Annotated in this window: 9 protein-coding genes; 4 read left to right on the forward strand and 5 right to left on the reverse strand. The window is 64.3% G+C overall.

What is annotated here, in order from left to right; translation table 11 throughout:
• Positions 1-5: 5 nt before the first annotated feature.
• The 4 genes from B9A31_RS05325 to B9A31_RS05340 are packed head-to-tail and all read right to left on the reverse strand — an operon-like array spanning position 6 to position 5,564.
• Entirely contained in the window at positions 6-1,958 is a 1,953-nt protein-coding gene (locus B9A31_RS05325) for an acetyl/propionyl/methylcrotonyl-CoA carboxylase subunit alpha (RefSeq protein WP_084296718.1), read from the reverse strand.
• The gene (locus B9A31_RS05330) at positions 1,955-2,770 is read right to left on the reverse strand and encodes a gamma-carboxygeranoyl-CoA hydratase (protein WP_084296719.1); all 816 of its coding nucleotides are present in this window, start codon (positions 2,768-2,770) and stop codon (positions 1,955-1,957) included. Before B9A31_RS05330 ends, B9A31_RS05325 begins: the two co-directional genes overlap by 4 nt.
• Positions 2,771-2,773: 3 nt before the next feature.
• Positions 2,774-4,381, reverse strand: a complete 1,608-nt coding sequence (locus tag B9A31_RS05335) for a carboxyl transferase domain-containing protein (protein ID WP_016711545.1) — start codon at positions 4,379-4,381, stop codon at positions 2,774-2,776.
• 19 nt (positions 4,382-4,400) lie between these two features.
• Positions 4,401-5,564, reverse strand: coding sequence for an isovaleryl-CoA dehydrogenase (locus tag B9A31_RS05340; RefSeq protein ID WP_016711544.1), 1,164 nt, complete (start codon positions 5,562-5,564; stop codon positions 4,401-4,403).
• A gap of 322 nt (positions 5,565-5,886) precedes the next feature.
• On the opposite strand from B9A31_RS05340, the gene B9A31_RS05345 reads away from it, so the two are divergent.
• On the forward strand, positions 5,887-7,569 hold the full coding sequence (locus B9A31_RS05345; protein WP_025753427.1) for an AMP-binding protein: 1,683 nt from the start codon (positions 5,887-5,889) through the stop codon (positions 7,567-7,569).
• Between the two features lie 78 nt (positions 7,570-7,647).
• Here B9A31_RS05345 and B9A31_RS27230 read toward each other — a convergent pair whose 3' ends face one another.
• Positions 7,648-7,809 carry a hypothetical protein gene (locus B9A31_RS27230; protein WP_015271006.1) on the reverse strand — a complete coding sequence of 54 codons (162 nt, stop codon included), beginning with the start codon at positions 7,807-7,809 and terminating at the stop codon, positions 7,648-7,650.
• Between the two features lie 139 nt (positions 7,810-7,948).
• On the opposite strand from B9A31_RS27230, the gene B9A31_RS05350 reads away from it, so the two are divergent.
• The 3 genes from B9A31_RS05350 (at position 7,949) to glgB (ending at position 15,557) form a co-directional block, all read left to right on the forward strand.
• Positions 7,949-9,967 carry an alpha-1,4-glucan--maltose-1-phosphate maltosyltransferase gene (locus tag B9A31_RS05350; RefSeq protein ID WP_025753429.1) on the forward strand — a complete coding sequence of 673 codons (2,019 nt, stop codon included), beginning with the start codon at positions 7,949-7,951 and terminating at the stop codon, positions 9,965-9,967.
• A 62-nt stretch (positions 9,968-10,029) separates the two neighbouring features.
• On the forward strand, positions 10,030-13,350 hold the full coding sequence (gene treS, locus B9A31_RS05355) for a maltose alpha-D-glucosyltransferase (protein ID WP_084296720.1): 3,321 nt from the start codon (positions 10,030-10,032) through the stop codon (positions 13,348-13,350).
• On the forward strand, positions 13,347-15,557 hold the full coding sequence (gene glgB / locus B9A31_RS05360; RefSeq protein WP_019096699.1) for a 1,4-alpha-glucan branching protein GlgB: 2,211 nt from the start codon (positions 13,347-13,349) through the stop codon (positions 15,555-15,557). The genes treS and glgB overlap by 4 nt, the downstream gene beginning before the upstream one ends.
• Positions 15,558-15,567 lie beyond the last annotated feature (10 nt).

Raw genomic sequence — 15,567 nt, forward strand, 5'->3', positions numbered from 1 at the left:
TGACCTCACTCTGTCAGCTCGACCAGCACCGTCCCTTCGCTGACCATATCCCCTTCCTGGCAGAACAACGCGTTCACCGTCCCGCCATGCGGCGCACGAATGCTGTGCTCCATCTTCATGGCTTCCAGCACCACCAGCGCGGCACCTGCTTCCACCACTTGCCCCGGCTCGACCAGTACCCGCACGATGCTGCCGTTCATGGGCGCGCCCAAGCCGCCCTGATGGCTGTGGCTGGCCTCGGCTTCGGCAATCGGGTCGAAGGCCTCAATGGCGTGCATCTCGCCATCCCAGTGCAGGTAAAGCGTGCCACCCCGGCGGATCGCCAGGTGCTGGCGGCGCACACCGGCCTGGTCATGCACCAGCTGTTCGCCCACCAGCTGGTAGGTGGACGTAGCGCTGCGCTCCAGGGCAACCGCCTGGTCCTGCCCGCTGCTTACCAAGTGCAGGCTGGTGCGTGCCGGCAGGCCCAAGCGCAAGCCGTTGCGCTCACCCCACGGCGAACGGCGGTCGTCCTCACGCTGATGCCCGGCCTGGCATTGCAGCCAGGCTTCGGCTGCTGCCTCCCAGAAGCTGGCCGGCAGTGCGTTTGGCGCTTGTAGCAAAACCTCCTGGTGACGCGGAATGAAGCCGGTATCCAACTCAGCGTCAGCAAATGCCGGGTGGGCCAGAATGCGGCGCAGGAAGGCGATGTTGGTTTTCAGCCCGCCAATGGCGAACTCGTCGAGCATGGCCAGCAAGCGCAGGCGGGCCTGTTCGCGGTCCTCGCCCCAGGCGATCAGCTTGCCCAGCATCGGGTCGTAGAACGGCGACACCACGTCACCTTCACTGACCCCACTGTCCACCCGCCGGCCTTCACCCGGCGCCGACTCACGGTACAGCGCCAGCTTGCCGGTCGCCGGCAGGAATTCGTTGGCCGGGTCCTCGGCATACAAGCGCACTTCGATGGCATGGCCGATCAGCGGCACCTGTTCCTGGGTAATCGGCAACGCCTCACCGCAGGCCACGCGAATCTGCCAGGCCACCAGGTCCAGGCCGGTGATGGCCTCGGTGACCGGGTGTTCCACCTGCAGGCGGGTGTTCATCTCCATGAAGAAGAACTCACCGCGAGCGTCGAGCAGAAACTCTACGGTACCGGCACCTACATAGCCGATGGCCTGGGCTGCGCGTACTGCCGCCTCACCCATGGCCCGGCGCAGTTCAGGTGACAGGCCGGGAGCAGGGGCTTCTTCGACCACTTTCTGGTGGCGGCGCTGAATGGAGCAGTCGCGTTCGTTGAGGTACAGGCAGTTGCCGTGCTGGTCGGCGAACACCTGGATCTCTACGTGGCGAGGCTTGAGCACGTACTTTTCAACCAGCATGCGCGCATCGCCGAACGACGACTGTGCTTCACGCTGGGCAGAAGCCAGGGCGTCGGCGAGCTGGCTTTCTTCCTCGACCACTTTCATGCCCTTGCCGCCGCCGCCGGCACTGGCCTTGAGCAGCACCGGGTAGCCAATGCGTTCGGCAGCGGCGCGGAAGGTGTCCAAGTCCTGCGCTTCACCGTGGTAGCCCGGCACCAGCGGCACCCCGGCAGCCTCCATCAGCGCCTTGGCTGCCGACTTGCTGCCCATGGCATCGATGGCGCTGGCCGGTGGGCCAAGGAAGATCAGCCCGGCCTGTTCGATGGCGCGTGCGAAGCCTGCGTTCTCGGACAGGAAGCCATAGCCCGGGTGGATGGCCTGGGCGCCACTGGCCTTGGCGGCGGCCAACAGTTTTTCGACCAGCAGGTAGCTTTCGGCGGCCTTGGTGCCGCCCAGGTCAACGCGGATATCCGCTTCGCGGCTGTGCCGTGCGTCACGGTCGGTGGCGCTGTGCACGGCGACGGTGGTCAGGCCCATGGCCTTGGCGGTACGCATTACCCGGCAGGCGATTTCGCCGCGGTTGGCGACCAGCAGGGTGGTCAAAACGGGGCGGCTCATGGGCGCGGCTCCTTCTTGTCATCGGTTTGCCAGGCGGGGCGGCGTTTTTCCAGGAAGGCGCGCAGGCCTTCCTGGCCTTCGGCGCTGACGCGGATGCGGGCGATGGTGTTCTCGCAGTAGCGACGCAGGGCCGGGCTGAGTTCGCCGTCGTCCACTTCGCGCAGCAGGTCCTTGGTGGCGCGCAACGCCTGCGGGCTGTTCTGCAGCAGGTTGGTTACCCAGGACTCGACCTGAGCGTCCAGTTCGCTGGCCGGATACACCTCCGCCAACAAGCCCAGCTCGCGGGCCCGCACGCCACTGAAACGCTCGGCAGTGAGGGCATAGCGGCGTGTGGCGCGTTCCCCCATCGCCTTGACCACGAACGGGCTGATGACCGCCGGGGCCAGGCCGATACGTACTTCCGACAGGCACAGCTGGGCGTCTTCGGCGCCAATGGCCATGTCGCAGCAACTGATCAGGCCCAGCGCGCCGCCAAAGGCTGCACCTTGCACCACGGCCAGGGTAGGGGTCTTGAGGCGGTGCAGGGCGTACATCAGTTCGCCCAGTTCGTGGGCATCATCCAGGTTGGTGTTGAAATCCAGCTGCGCCGATTGCTGCATCCAGGCCAGGTCGGCGCCGGCGCTGAAGTGCCGGCCACGGCCGCGCAGCAGCACGAAACGCAGGCTGGCGTCTTCGGCCAACTGGTCGATGGCCACGATCAGCTCGCGGATCATCTGCGCATTGAAGGCGTTGTTCTTGTCCTCGCGGCTCAGCCACAGGGTGGCGAAACCGCGTGGGTCGCGGATCACTTCGAGGGTGCTGAAATCGCTCATGGGTCACATCCGGAAAATGCCGAAGCGGCTCTGTTCGATCGGCGCGTTCAGCGCGGCAGACAACGCCAGGCCAAGCACGTCGCGGGTTTGTGCCGGGTCGATGACGCCGTCGTCCCACAGGCGAGCGCTGGAGTAGTAGGGGTGGCCCTGGTGCTCGTACTGGTCGAGGATCGGCTGCTTGAGCCTGGCCTCGTCCTCGGCACTGAACGGCTGGCCGCTACGCTCACTTTGCTCGCGCTTGACCTGGGCCAGCACGCCTGCGGCCTGTTCGGCGCCCATCACGCCAATGCGTGCGTTGGGCCACATCCACAGGAAACGCGGGTCGTAGGCGCGGCCACACATGCCATAGTTGCCGGCGCCGAAGCTGCCGCCGATGATGACCGTGAACTTGGGCACCTGGGCGCAGGCCACGGCGGTCACCAACTTGGCACCGTGCTTGGCGATGCCGCCTTCTTCGTACTTCTTGCCGACCATGAAGCCGGTGATGTTCTGCAGGAACAGCAGCGGGATGCCGCGCTGGCAGGCCAGTTCGATGAAGTGCGCGCCTTTTTGCGCGGCTTCGGCGAACAGGATGCCATTGTTGGCCAAAATTGCCACCGGGTAGCCATGCAGGTGGGCGAAACCGCACACCAGGGTGGTGCCGAACAGCGCCTTGAACTCATCGAACACCGAGCCATCGACCAGCCGAGCGATCACCTCACGTACATCGAACGGCTGCTTGGCATCGGCCGGCACCACGCCATACAGCTCGTCGGCCGCATACAGCGGCGCCACCGGGGCCAGGCGCTGCAGCTTGCCCAGCTTGTGCCAGTTGAGGTTGGCCACGCTGCGCCGGGCGATCGCCAGGGCGTGTTCGTCGTTGTCGGCATAGTGGTCGGCCACGCCGCTGGTGCGGCAGTGCACATCGGCGCCGCCGAGGTCTTCGGCGCTGACCACCTCACCGGTGGCGGCTTTTACCAGCGGTGGGCCGGCGAGGAAGATCGTTGCCTGTTGGCGTACCATGATCGCTTCGTCGGCCATGGCCGGCACATACGCACCGCCAGCGGTACACGAACCCATCACCACGGCGATCTGCGGGATGCCCTGCGCGCTCATGTTGGCCTGGTTGAAGAAGATCCGGCCGAAGTGCTCGCGGTCCGGGAATACTTCGTCCTGGCGCGGCAGGTTGGCGCCGCCCGAGTCCACCAGGTAAATGCATGGCAGACGGTTTTGCAGGGCGATGGCCTGCGCGCGCAGGTGCTTTTTCACCGTCAGCGGGTAGTACGAACCGCCCTTCACCGTGGCGTCGTTGGCCACGATCATGCATTCCACGCCTTCGACGCGGCCGATACCCGCAATCACGCCCGCAGCCGGCACGTCTTCGCCGTACACCTCATGGGCTGCCAGCTGGCCGATTTCGAGGAACGGCGAGCCTGGGTCCAGCAGGCGGTCGATGCGCTCGCGTGGCAGCAATTTGCCGCGTGAAGTATGCCGCTCCTGGGCTTTGGGCCCGCCGCCCTGGGCCACCTGGGCAAGCAGGCCGCGCAGGGCCTGGACCTGTTCAAGCATGGCCGCGCTGTTGCCGGCGAACTCCGCCGAACGCGGGTTGATCTGGGTGTGCAAGGTAGCCATGTGCGCCCGTCCTTTATGTTCAGCGGGTTTCGTTGAACAGTTCGCGGCCGATCAGCATCCGGCGGATTTCGCTGGTGCCGGCACCGATTTCGTACAGCTTGGCGTCGCGCAGCAGGCGGCCGGCCGGGAATTCGTTGATGTAGCCGTTGCCGCCGAGAATCTGGATCGCCTCCAGGGCCATTTGCGTGGCGCGTTCGGCGGTGTACAGGATGACCCCGGCGGCGTCCTTGCGGGTTGTCTCGCCACGGTCGCAAGCCTGGGCCACGGCGTACAGGTAGGCACGGCTGGCGTTGAGCTGGGTGTACATGTCGGCAATCTTGCCCTGTATCAGCTGGAACTCGCCGATGCTTTGGCCGAACTGCTTGCGGTCATGAATGTAGGGGACCACCAGATCCATGCAGCTTTGCATGATGCCGGTCGGGCCGCCGGACAGCACCACGCGCTCGTAGTCCAGACCACTCATCAGCACGCGCACGCCACCGTTGAGCTGGCCGAGAATGTTCTCCTGCGGCACTTCCACACCGTCGAAGAACAGCTCGCAGGTGTTGGAGCCGCGCATGCCCAGTTTGTCGAACTTGTTGCTGCGGCTGAAACCTTTCCAGTCACGTTCGACGATGAAGGCGGTGATGCCGTGCGGGCCTTTGTCCAGGTCGGTCTTGGCATAGATCACGTAGGTGTTGGCGTCGGGGCCGTTGGTGATCCAGGTCTTGCTGCCGTTGAGCACATAATGATCGCCGCGCTTCTCGGCACGCAGCTTCATCGACACGACGTCGGAGCCGGCGTTGGGCTCGCTCATGGCCAGCGCGCCGATGTGCTCGCCGCTGATCAGCTTGGGCAGGTACTTGAGCTTCTGCTCATGGGTGCCGTTGCGGTTGATCTGGTTGACGCACAGGTTGGAATGGGCGCCGTAAGACAGTGCCACCGAGGCTGAGCCACGGCTGATTTCTTCCATCGACACCACGTGGGCCAGGTAGCCCAGGCCAGCGCCGCCGTACTCTTCCGACACGGTGATGCCCAGCAGGCCCATGTCGCCGAACTTGCGCCACATGTCGGCAGGGAACAGGTTGTCGTGGTCGATTTGTGCGGCGCGCGGGGCCAGTTCTGTCGCGACGAAGGCGCGGACCTGGTCGCGGAGCATGTCGATGGTTTCGCCCAGGGCGAAGTTCAGGGAGGGGTAATGCATGCTGGGGCACCTTCTTGTTCTTGAAATTGGGTTACACCGTAGCTTGCGGATCCAACCCCCGACCCCTGTGGGAGCGGGCTTGCCCGCGAATGCGTCGGCAGGGTCACCGTCATTGCCTGATCGATCGCATTCGCGGGCAAGCCCGCTCCCACAGAGTTCGGCGTGCTGCCTGCAAGAGGGTGTCGTTCATCACCTTTACGTTAACGTAAACCTGCGGAGGGTTGCTGTCAATCCAGTCGTCACCTTTACGTAAACGTAAATCTGCGCCAGAGTATTCCCGCTGCTTCAGCCGTGCCCAGAACAACCACAAGAAGGGACACCCATGAGTCAACCGAGCTATACCCGCGGTCGCCAGGACCAAGCCTTGCTGACCCAGACTATCGGCCAGGCCTTCGATGCCACGGTGGCCCGCTGTACTGACAGCGAGGCGCTGGTGTCGCGTCATCAGGGCTTGCGCTACAGCTGGCGACAGCTGGCCGAGCAGGTCGATACCCATGCCCGCGCCCTGATGGCCCTGGGCGTCAACACCGGGGACCGGGTCGGCATCTGGTCACCCAACTGCGCGCAGTGGTGCGTCCTGCAACTGGCCAGCGCCAAGGTCGGCGCCATTCTCGTCAACATCAACCCCGCCTACCGCGTGGGCGAACTGGAATACGTGTTGCGCCAGTCCGCCTGCCGCTGGCTAGTGTGCGCCGATGCCTTCAAGACCTCCGATTATCACGCCATGGTCCAGGAACTGGCGCCGGAGCTGGCCAGTGCCACGCCAGGCGAACTGGCCTGCGAATGCCTGCCCGAGTTGCGCGGGGTCATCAGTCTGGCGGCCAACCCGCCTGGCGGCTTCCTGCCTTGGCAAGCGCTGGTTGAGAGGGCAGGGCAGACCTCGACAGAGGCCTACACCGCTCGTCAGCAAAGCCTGCAGTGCGACCAGCCGGTGAACATCCAGTACACCTCCGGCACCACCGGCGCGCCCAAGGGCGCCACGCTCAGCCACTACAACATCCTCAACAACGGCTTCATGGTCGGCGAAAGCCTGGGCCTGACCGTGCGCGACCGCATGGTGATCCCGGTGCCGCTGTATCACTGCTTCGGCATGGTCATGGCCAACCTCGGTTGCATCACCCACGGCAGCACCATGATCTACCCCAACGATGCCTTCGACGCCGAACTCACCCTGCGCGCCGTGGCCGAGGAGCGTGCCAGCATCCTGTACGGCGTGCCGACCATGTTCATCGCCATGCTCGATCACCCGGCTCGCCAAGGCATGGACCTGTCGACCCTGCGCAGCGGCATCATGGCCGGCGCCACTTGCCCGATCGAAGTCATGCGCCGGGTCATCGACCAGATGCACATGGCCGAAGTGCAAATTGCCTATGGCATGACCGAAACCAGCCCGGTATCGCTGCAAACCGGCCCCGACGATGAGTTGGAGCTACGCGTGACTACCGTCGGCCGCACCCAGCCGCAGCTAGAGAACAAGCTGGTGGACGCCGACGGCTGCATCGTCCCGCGCGGTGAGATCGGCGAGCTGTGCACCCGTGGTTACAGCGTGATGCTGGGTTACTGGAACAACCCCCAAGCGACGGCGGACGCCATCGACCCGGCGGGGTGGATGCACTCGGGCGACCTGGCGGTGATGGACGCGCACGGTTACGTGCGCATCGTCGGGCGCAACAAGGACATGATCATTCGCGGCGGCGAGAATATTTACCCGCGTGAACTGGAAGAGTTCTTCTACACCCACCCGGCGGTGGCCGATGCGCAGGTGATCGGCATTCCGTGCAGCCGATACGGCGAAGAGATTGTGGCCTGGATCAAGCTGCACCCCGGGCACAGCGCCACCGTGGAGGAGCTGCAGGGCTGGTGCAAGGCACGCATTGCACACTTCAAGGTGCCACGGCATATCCGTTTCGTTGACGAATACCCGATGACGGTGACGGGCAAGGTGCAGAAGTTCCGCATGCGGGAGATCAGTGTGGCGGAGATTTCGGCTGCAACGGCTGGTTGATGCATGGGCTCAACCGGCCTCTTCGCGGCTTTAGCCGCGAAAGGGCCGGCCCTGCCAGCACAAGATAGTGGTCTACCCTTAGGCTTTCACCGGTGGCTCCTGGCTCGGCGGGTCGCCCACCGTCGGTGGTACAGTCGGCTTGATCGGCAGCTCGTCCGGTTCTTCTTCCGGCACGGGCGGCGGCAAGCTGGGGTCGTCGATGTTGGGATCGGGGGTTTCCGGTGGAATGGGAATGTTCATGGCCTGACCTCGCGTGGGTGAATGAAGAGGTGCTGCAGGCTTCGACTTCGCGTAGCTGCCGTTCGCTCAATTTTTTTGAACCCCACGCCTGTGCCCGGCTCTGAACCCTTACCGCCACCAGCCTGAGGGAGCAAGGTCGATGTCACGTAACGAGCCCTTTGAGAGCGTGCCCACGGCGAATGATCATGCGGATCAGGCCATCAGCTTGTCCCAGGCGCTGCTGGCGCCGCGTATCGTGATCGAAGACACCCAACCCGTGCTCGAAGCAGGCACCTTCGCGGCCAAGGCCATCAGCGGCCAGCCGGTGGCGGTCAGCAGCAAAGTCTATTGCGATGGCCACGACCGCCTGGCGGTGATGCTCAACTGGCGCCAGGCCAACAGCCGCCGCTGGCATTGCGTGCCCATGCAGTCACCAGGCAATGACCTTTGGCTGGCCGACTTCACCCCCACCGAGCTGGGCCCCCACCTGTTCAGCATCGAAGCCTGGGTCGACCCCTACGCTACTTACTGCCACGACCTGGAGAAAAAGTACCACGCCGGTGTCGAGGTAACGCTGGAGCTGGAAGAGGGCCGGTTGATGCTGGGCAAAGGCATCGACCTGTGCAACGGTGCCCTGCGGGAAGAACTGCAAGCCACGCAGCAACGCCTAGCCACGCTGGGCGCTGACGACCAGGTGGCGCTGTTCCTCGATCCCACAACGGCACGCCTGATGAGCGAAGCCGAGCACCGCAGCTACCTGGCCCGCAGCCGTGAATTTCCCGTTGATGTCGACCGCCCGGCAGCCCAGTTTGCCAGCTGGTACGAGTTGTTCCCACGCTCGATCACTGACGACCCCAAGCGCCACGGCACGTTCAATGATGTGCACGAACGCCTGCCGATGATCCGCGACATGGGCTTCGACGTGCTGTACTTTCCGCCCATCCACCCCATTGGCATGCAACATCGCAAAGGCCGCAACAACGCACTCACGGCCCAGCCGGGCGACCCGGGCAGCCCTTACGCCATCGGCAGCGCCGAAGGTGGCCATGACGCGATCCACCCGCAACTGGGCAGCCGCGACGACTTCCGCCGCTTGGTGGCTGCGGCGGCCGAGCACGGCCTGGAAATCGCCCTCGACTTCGCCATCCAGTGCTCTCAGGACCACCCTTGGCTCAAGGAGCACCCGGGCTGGTTCAGCTGGCGTCCGGACGGCACCATCCGCTATGCCGAGAACCCGCCGAAAAAGTACCAGGACATCGTCAACGTCGACTTCTACGCCCCCGACGCAGTGCCTGGCCTGTGGCTGGCCCTGCGCGATGTGATCATCGGCTGGGTGGAGGAGGGCGTAAAAACCTTCCGCGTCGACAACCCGCACACCAAACCGCTGCCGTTCTGGCAATGGCTGATTGCCGACGTGCGCGCCCGGCACCCGGACGTGATCTTCCTTGCCGAGGCCTTCACCCGGCCGGCCATGATGGCGCGGCTTGGCAAGGTCGGCTATGCGCAGAGCTATACCTATTTCACCTGGCGTAACACCAAACAGGAGCTGCGCGAATTCTACGAGCAGCTCAACCAGCCGCCGTGGAGCCAGTGCTACCGGCCCAACTTTTTCGTCAACACGCCGGATATCAACCCGTACTTCCTGCATACCTCCGGCCGCGCCGGCTTCCTCATCCGCGCCGCACTGGCCACCATGGGCTCGGGGCTGTGGGGCATGTATTCGGGCTTCGAGCTGTGCGAAGGCACGCCGCTGCCGGGCAAGGAGGAGTACCTGGATTCGGAGAAATACGAAATCCGCCCACGGGACTTCACCCAGCCTGGCAACATCATTGCCGAGATCGCCCAGCTCAACCGCATCCGCCGCCAGAACCCCGCGCTGCAAACCCACCTGGGCGTGGCGTTCTTCAACTGCTGGAACGACAACATCCTGTACTTCGCCAAACGCACGCCCGATCGTGACAACTACATCCTGGTGGCAATCAGCCTCGACCCGCACAACGCCCAAGAGGCGCATTTCGAGCTGCCGCTGTGGGAGCTGGGCCTGGACGACAACGCCGAAACCCATGGCGAAGACCTGATGAACGGCCACCGCTGGTCGTGGTATGGCAAGACCCAGTTCATGCGCATCGAACCCTGGCACCAGCCATTCGGTATCTGGCGTATCGAAAAAGCCTTGTAGGAGCGGCACAAGGCCGCTCCTACAAGGATCGCGAAGAACCTGGAAAATGAAAGGAGTCACCCATGGCCAAGCGTTCCCGCCCGGCAGCCTTCATCGACGACCCGCTGTGGTACAAGGACGCCGTCATCTACCAGCTGCACATCAAGTCGTTCTTCGATTCGAACAACGACGGCATCGGCGACTTCGCCGGCCTGATCAGCAAGCTCGACTACATCGCCGAGCTGGGCGTCAACACCCTGTGGCTGCTGCCGTTCTACCCCTCGCCACGTCGCGACGACGGCTACGACATCGCCGAATACAAGGCCGTGCACCCTGATTACGGCGGCCTGGCAGACGCCCGCCGTTTCATCGCCGAGGCCCACAAGCGCGGCCTGCGGGTGATCACCGAACTGGTCATCAACCACACCAGCGACCAGCACCCGTGGTTCCAGCGTGCCCGCCATGCCAAGCGCGGCAGCAAGGCAAGGGACTTCTACGTGTGGTCGGACGATGACCAGAAATACGACGGCACGCGCATCATCTTTCTCGACACCGAAAAGTCCAACTGGACCTGGGACCCGGTCGCCGGCCAGTACTTCTGGCACCGCTTCTATTCGCACCAGCCCGACCTCAATTTCGACAATCCCCAAGTGCTCAAGGCGGTGATCGGCGTTATGCGTTTCTGGCTCGACCTGGGCGTCGACGGCCTGCGCCTGGATGCCATCCCCTATTTGATCGAACGTGACGGCACCAACAACGAAAACCTCGCCGAAACCCACGATGTCCTGAAGGCCATCCGCGCCGAAATCGACGCCAACTACCCCGACCGCATGCTGCTGGCCGAGGCCAACCAGTGGCCCGAGGACACCCGCCCGTACTTCGGCGAAGGCGAAGGCGACGAGTGCCATATGGCCTTCCATTTCCCGCTGATGCCGCGCATGTACATGGCCCTGGCCATGGAAGATCGTTTTCCGATCACCGACATCCTGCGCCAGACGCCGGAAATCCCCGCCAACTGCCAATGGGCGATCTTCCTGCGCAACCACGATGAGCTGACCCTGGAAATGGTCACCGACCGCGAGCGCGACTACCTGTGGAACTACTACGCCGAAGACCGCCGCGCCCGCATCAACTTAGGCATCCGCCGGCGCCTGGCGCCACTGCTGCAGCGTGACCGCCGGCGTATCGAGCTGCTCACCAGCTTGCTGCTGTCGATGCCCGGTACGCCGACCTTGTACTACGGCGACGAACTGGGCATGGGTGACAACATCTACCTGGGTGATCGCGATGGCGTGCGCACGCCCATGCAATGGTCGCCAGACCGCAACGGCGGCTTTTCGCGCGCCGACCCGCAGCGCCTGGTGTTGCCGCCGATCATGGACCCGCTGTACGGCTACCAGACCGTCAACGTCGAAGCCCAGAGCCACGACCCGCATTCGCTGCTGAACTGGACGCGGCGCATGCTGGCGGTGCGCAAGCAGCAGAAGGCCTTTGGTCGCGGCAGCTTGCGCACGCTCACGCCCAGCAACCGGCGTATCCTCGCCTATATCCGCGAGCACACCGATGCCGATGGCAATACCGAGGTGATCCTGTGCGTGGCCAACGTTTCCCGTGCCGCCCAGGCCGCCGAACTGGAATTGTCACACTACGCCGACAAAGTACCGGTGGAGATGCTCGGCGGCAGCGCCTTCCCGCCGATTGGCCAGTTACCGTTCCTGCTCACCTTGCCACCCTATGCCTTCTACTGGTTCCTGCTGGCCTCGCACGACCGCATGCCCAGCTGGCACGTCCAGGCCACCGAGGGGTTACCCGAATTGACTACGCTAGTGCTGCGCAAACGCATGGAAGAATTGCTGGAAGCTCCGTCAAGCGACACCCTTCAAAACAGCATCCTGCCGCAATACTTGCCAAAACGGCGCTGGTTCGCCGGCAAGGAAGGGCCAATCGACGCAGTCAGGCTGTGCTATGGCGTACGCTTCGGCACCGCCACCACGCCAGTTCTGCTCAGCGAAATCGAAGTGCTCGGCGACGGCACGGCCAATCGGTATCAGCTGCCGTTCGGCCTGTTGCGCGAAGAGGACATCAACACCGCGCTGCCGCAGCAACTGGCCCTGTCGCGGGTGCGCCGCGCCCATCAGGTCGGCCTGATCACCGATGCCTTCGTCCTCGAACCCTTCATCCGCGCCGTGCTGCGCGCCTGCCAGGAGGGCATGCGCCTGCCGTGTGGCAACGGCGAGGGTGAGCTGCGTTTCGAAAGCACGGAGCCGTTGGCAGGCCTGGCGTTGAACGACGAAAGTGCAGTGCGCTACCTCAGCGCCGAACAGTCCAACAGCTCGGTGGTGATCGGCGACCGGGTGGTGCTCAAGCTGATCCGCCGGGTCAACCCGGGTATCCACCCCGAACTGGAAATGAGTGCCTACCTCACCGCTGCCGGCTTTGCCAATATCTCGCCGTTGCTGGCCTGGGTCAGCCGGGTGGACGAACAACATGCGCCCCATTTGCTGATGATTGCCCAGGGCTACCTGAACAACCAGGGCGATGCCTGGGCCTGGACCCAGAACACCCTGGAGCGGGCGATCCGCGACCAGATGGAGCCCACCGCCAATGATGCCGAGCCGCACACCGACGCGCTCGCCGAACTCAGCGGTTTCGCGGCCTTGCTTGGCCAGCGCCTGGGTGAAATGCATCTGCTGTTGGCGGCACCCTCTGACGATGAGGCGTTCCGCACGCGCCCCAGCGATGCCAGCGACAGCCAGCACTGGGCTACCCAGATCAGCGCCGAACTGACCCGTGCCCTCGACTTGTTGGCCCAGCATCGCGACAACCTTGACAGCGACAGCCAGGCCTTGGTCGACGACCTGCAGCAACAACGCGACGGCCTTGCCGAACACATTAGCCAGCTGGCCGTGCAGGCCCAGGGTGGCCTGCTGATGCGCGTGCACGGCGACCTGCACCTGGGCCAGGTGCTGGTGGTGCAGGGCGATGCCTACCTGATCGATTTCGAAGGCGAACCGGCCCGGCCGCTGGAGGCGCGACGGGCAAAACACAGCCCGTACAAGGATGTGAGCGGCGTGCTGCGATCCTTCGACTATGCTGCTGCCATGATCTTGCGCAGCGCGTCTGCGGTCGACCTTTCCGGCCCGGCGCGCCAGGCGCGTCAGCGGGTTGCCCGGCAGTACCTGCATCAGTCGCGCCACGCCTTCGTCGAAGCCTATGGCCTGGCCACCGCCGCCATGCCCCATGCCTGGCAACAGACCCAGGGCGAGCGCGCCGCACTGGAACTGTTCTGCCTGGAAAAAGCCGCCTACGAAATTACATACGAAGCCGAGAACCGTCCAAGCTGGCTGGCCGTGCCTTTGCATGGCCTGCATGGACTGATCAGTACCTGGGGAGAGTCAGAATGAACGTTACAACGCGTGAAAACGGTGGCCTTCGGCAACGGGACCTCGACGCCCTGGCCCGCGCCGAACACGCCGATCCATTTGCGGTACTCGGCCCCCATGGCGACGGCGCGGGCGGGCAGGTTGTTCGCGCCTTTCTGCCCAATGCCCTGAATGTGCGCATCCTGGCGCGGCATGACGGGCGCATCCTCGCCGAAATGGAGCAGGGTAGCCTGCCCGGGTTGTTCAGCGCGCACCTTGATGAGGCACAGCCCTACCTGTTGCACATCGGCTGGGCCGGCGGCGAGCAGGTGACTGAAGACCCCTACAGCTTTGGCCCACAGCTTGGCGACATGGACCTGTACCTGTTCGCCGAGGGCAACCACCGCGATTTGGCCGGGCGTTTCGGCGCCCAGCCGATCCAGGTCGAGGGCATCGACGGCGTGTGCTTCTCGGTGTGGGCGCCCAATGCCCGCAGGGTGTCGGTCGTCGGTGATTTCAACAATTGGGACGGCCGCCGCCACCCCATGCGCCTGCGCCACAGCGCCGGGGTGTGGGAGCTGTTCGTGCCGCGCCTGGGCGTGGGCGAAACCTACAAGTTCGAGGTGCTGGGCAAGGAGGGGATTCTGCCGCTGAAGGCCGACCCGCTGGCCCGCGCCACCGAATTGCCGCCGAGCACCGCGTCCAAGGTTGCCCATGCGCTGAGCCACGACTGGCAGGACCACGACTGGATGGCACAGCGCGCGCAGCGCCATACCTACAACGCGCCGCTGTCGATCTACGAGCTGCACCCCGGGTCGTGGCGCTGCGAGCTCGATGAAGCGGGCGAAGTCGGGCGCTATTACAACTGGCGCGAACTGGCCGAGCGCCTGGTGCCTTACGTGCAGCAACTGGGCTTCACCCACATCGAACTGCTGCCGATCATGGAGCACCCGTTCGGCGGCTCCTGGGGCTACCAGCCGCTGTCGATGTTCGCGCCTACTTCTCGCTACGGCAGTGCCGAGGACTTCGCCGCCTTCGTCGATGCCTGCCACCAGGGCGGCATTGGCGTGCTGCTGGACTGGGTGCCCGCGCATTTCCCCACCGATGAACACGGCCTGGCGCGCTTCGACGGCACCGCCCTGTACGAATACGACAACCCCCTGGAAGGCTACCACCAGGACTGGAACACCCTGATCTACAACCTGGGCCGCAACGAAGTGCGCGGCTTTATGATGGCCTCGGCCCTGCACTGGTTGAAGCACTTCCACATCGACGGCCTGCGGGTCGATGCGGTGGCTTCCATGTTGTACCGCGATTACTCGCGCAAGGCCGGCGAGTGGGTGCCCAACCGCTACGGCGGGCGCGAGAACCTGGAAGCCATCGACTTCATCCGCCACCTCAACGGCGTGGCTGCCCACGAGGCCCCGGGCGCGCTCATCATCGCCGAGGAATCCACCGCCTGGCCTGGTGTCAGCCAGCCGACCCAGCAAGGCGGGCTGGGCTTTGCCTACAAGTGGAACATGGGCTGGATGCACGACACCCTGCATTACATCCAGAACGACCCGGTGCACCGCACCTACCACCACAACGAGATGAGCTTCGGGCTGATCTATGCCTACTCCGAGCACTTCATCCTGCCCATCTCCCACGACGAAGTGGTGCATGGCAAGCATTCGCTGATCGACAAGATGCCCGGCGACCGCTGGCAGAAGTTCGCCAACCTGCGTGCCTACCTCACCTTCATGTGGGCGCACCCGGGCAAGAAGCTGCTGTTCATGGGCTGCGAGTTCGGCCAGTGGCGTGAGTGGAACCATGACAGCGAACTGGACTGGTATCTGTTGCAGTACCCCGAGCACCAAGGTGTGCAGCGGCTGGTAAGCGATCTGAACCGGCTGTACCGCGAGGTGCCCGCACTGCATGAGCAGGACTGTCAGCCGCAGGGCTTCCAGTGGTTGATCGGTGATGATGCGCAGAACAGCGTGTACGCCTGGCTGCGCTGGAGCAGCAGTGGCGAGCCGGTGCTGGTGGTGGCCAACTTCACCCCGGTGCCGCGTGAGGGGTATCGGATTGGCGTGCCGTTTGGCGAGCGTTGGCAGGAGTTGTTGAACAGTGATGCCGAGCTGTATGCCGGGTCGAATGTGGGCAATCTGGGGGCGGTGGCCAGTGATGAGGTGGCTAGCCATGGGCAGCCATTGTCATTGGCTCTCAACTTGCCGCCGCTCGGGGTATTGGTAATGAAGCCCGCTTGATCTGTCGTTG

The sequence above is a fragment of the Pseudomonas sp. URIL14HWK12:I5 genome (assembly GCF_900176445.1).
Taxonomy (GTDB): Bacteria; Pseudomonadota; Gammaproteobacteria; order Pseudomonadales; family Pseudomonadaceae; genus Aquipseudomonas; species Aquipseudomonas monteilii.

Bases quoted from the DNA above. Each gene is read 5' to 3' on its own strand.
- B9A31_RS05345 (WP_025753427.1), top strand. From the start codon at position 5,887: ATGAGTCAACCGAGCTATACCCGCGGTCGCCAGGACCAAGCCTTGCTG.
- B9A31_RS05325 (WP_084296718.1), bottom strand. From the start codon at position 1,958: ATGAGCCGCCCCGTTTTGACCACCCTGCTGGTCGCCAACCGCGGCGAA.
- B9A31_RS27230 (WP_015271006.1), bottom strand. From the start codon at position 7,809: ATGAACATTCCCATTCCACCGGAAACCCCCGATCCCAACATCGACGAC.
- B9A31_RS05330 (WP_084296719.1), bottom strand. From the start codon at position 2,770: ATGAGCGATTTCAGCACCCTCGAAGTGATCCGCGACCCACGCGGTTTC.
- B9A31_RS05350 (WP_025753429.1), top strand. From the start codon at position 7,949: ATGTCACGTAACGAGCCCTTTGAGAGCGTGCCCACGGCGAATGATCAT.
- glgB (WP_019096699.1), top strand. From the start codon at position 13,347: ATGAACGTTACAACGCGTGAAAACGGTGGCCTTCGGCAACGGGACCTC.
- B9A31_RS05340 (WP_016711544.1), bottom strand. From the start codon at position 5,564: ATGCATTACCCCTCCCTGAACTTCGCCCTGGGCGAAACCATCGACATG.
- treS (WP_084296720.1), top strand. From the start codon at position 10,030: ATGGCCAAGCGTTCCCGCCCGGCAGCCTTCATCGACGACCCGCTGTGG.
- B9A31_RS05335 (WP_016711545.1), bottom strand. From the start codon at position 4,381: ATGGCTACCTTGCACACCCAGATCAACCCGCGTTCGGCGGAGTTCGCC.